1 protein-coding gene and 1 pseudogene are annotated in these 2,086 nt (G+C 63.0%); both read right to left on the reverse strand.

What is annotated here, in order from left to right; all coding sequences use genetic code 11:
• Window positions 1-1,126, reverse strand: a pseudogene (locus tag ABDV69_RS21280) (integrase); the annotation flags it as partial.
• A gap of 123 nt (window positions 1,127-1,249) precedes the next feature.
• The gene (locus tag ABDV69_RS21285; protein WP_343577806.1) at window positions 1,250-1,990 is read right to left on the reverse strand and encodes a TnsA-like heteromeric transposase endonuclease subunit; all 741 of its coding nucleotides are present in this window, start codon (window positions 1,988-1,990) and stop codon (window positions 1,250-1,252) included.
• Window positions 1,991-2,086 lie beyond the last annotated feature (96 nt).

Raw genomic sequence — 2,086 nt, forward strand, 5'->3', positions numbered from 1 at the left:
GCGCGAACAGGGTGCCCACCGACTGCAATGTCCGTTCGATCTTCGGTTTATCCGTCGGGCAGTCCGGATGGGCCGGCTGCAGATTGATCCCCAACGTGCAGCACGCCTGGCGAAAAGTCAGGGACAGATACGCTTTACCGTGATCACAGACGATCGTCTCCGGAGCGATCACGGGCCGCGCCGCGGCATCGGTCAAGCGCTGATCCACACTGGTCATGCTGTGGTGCGGCAGGACTGACCGTGACATCCGAAGCGCGTCAGCCCATCCCGGACGCATCGGCTCAGGCGTCAACGCCCGCGCCAGGAGCAACGACGCATCAACCGCCTTGGTCGTAGGGCGCAGAACCGCTGCCGGGATCGAGCGCGTCGCATTGTCGACCATCCCGGTCAACTCCACCCGATCGACCAGGCCGTCATCGAGGACCACCCGCACATCCAAAGGGGTGGAATCGATTTCGACCATCTCACCGGGCCGCACCACAGTGATCGACCCGAACGGGCCATCGGGCTGCTTGGACAGCGACCGCCGGGTCCGGGCCGACCCGAACGTGTGCCGGCCCTCGGCCAGCCGCTTGACCAGCCGATAAAACGTCGGCTGCGACGGCATCGCGGGCGCATCATCGGCGCCGTACGTCACCACCAATGCCTTTGCGACCCTTCGCTGCAAACGCTGCACCGTTCCCGTCGACAGGTCGGTCTCACCGTCGATGGCATCCCGCACCGCCGCAACGACCCGCTCGTCGACCCGGCCGAACACCGGCTGGCGCCGATTGTGCCGCCCGTCCACGACCCCCAAAAGTCCGTCGCGCTCATAAGAAAACCGACGCCGCTGCAACACATTCCGGCTCACTTTGTGACCTGCGGCACGTAACTCTTCGAGCTTGGCCAGCTCCCGTTGACGTAGGGAGCGCTTCGCCGTGTCGAATTGCGGGCGCGGTCGCGCGCCAGGGGTGGCCCCGGGCTGGCGGCCGGTCAGGACTTCCACGATGTGGCGCTCCCACCATCGAGCCTGCTCGACGGCTGCCTGAGGGATACCGGCCAGCATTTCCTCAGAACACAACGGCGGACGCGACCCCGACACCAACTCCAGCGCCGGATCGGCTACCAGTTGCGGTAGCGGCATCATAATCTGCTGACCGACCGCGTCGATGAGCCGAGCCGACCCAGACGACAACGTGACGATAGTGAAAACTCCAGCACTTAAACGGATTTCGTCTCCGACTCGGACCACGCCCGTCCGCACGTCAGCTCACCAACCAGTCCCGAGAGTAATCAGCGTGTAGTCAGCAAGCGTCGTACTGCACAAGTCGGCAACCAATCGGCTATGCCAGAGCAGATGATAGAGAACGGGTAGCACTACCACGGGAGTCCCAACAGCCAGCACGCCGGCCATCAACGGCCGGGACCGGTCGAAGACCTCTGACAGACGGTCCGCCAGACCTACCCGCAGTATCCGCGGATGCCGATAACCCGACAACCACCGCAGGTTCGACCTCAACACCGGATCAAGGGAGCCGACACGGCGGTAATCCCAACCGACCGTCGCGCACGTTGTCGCGGACCGATCGAACACATCACGGTCGGCGTCAGAGATCCGATCATCTTCGCGGACATCGACCACCACAACAGAACCGTCACGCCGCCGCACGAAGTAGTCGGGTGCATGCCGGGTGCCGTCCGGCCAGTGAATCCAAAACGGTTGCGACAGAACACCAACGACATCCGGATCAGCGTCAAGCGCCATCAATTGATCGCGCTCCACCCAGGACTCGTGGCCAACATGCGCACCCGTAGTGGCGAACCACCACAAACCGGGAAAATTGCGCTGACCACGAAACGACGGGAAGTTCCGGACCGGCCGACAATCCAACTCAAACTGCAACGCGGCACATCGGCCCAGCTCTTGACGCAAGCAGCCTTCGCGAGTGTTGAACTCCAAGTCCGCAACACTCGCCACGACCTGCCCTGCCGACACCGCCGACGTCAGCACACATAAACGTTAAGCCCGATGCCCCAGATTCAATGAGAAAGACACGCGCTTACCCCAGATTCGATGAGAATGCCCCAGGTTCGATGAGAACGGACA

It is taken from the genome of Mycobacterium sp., assembly GCF_039583785.1.
Classification (GTDB): Bacteria; Actinomycetota; Actinomycetes; order Mycobacteriales; family Mycobacteriaceae; genus Mycobacterium.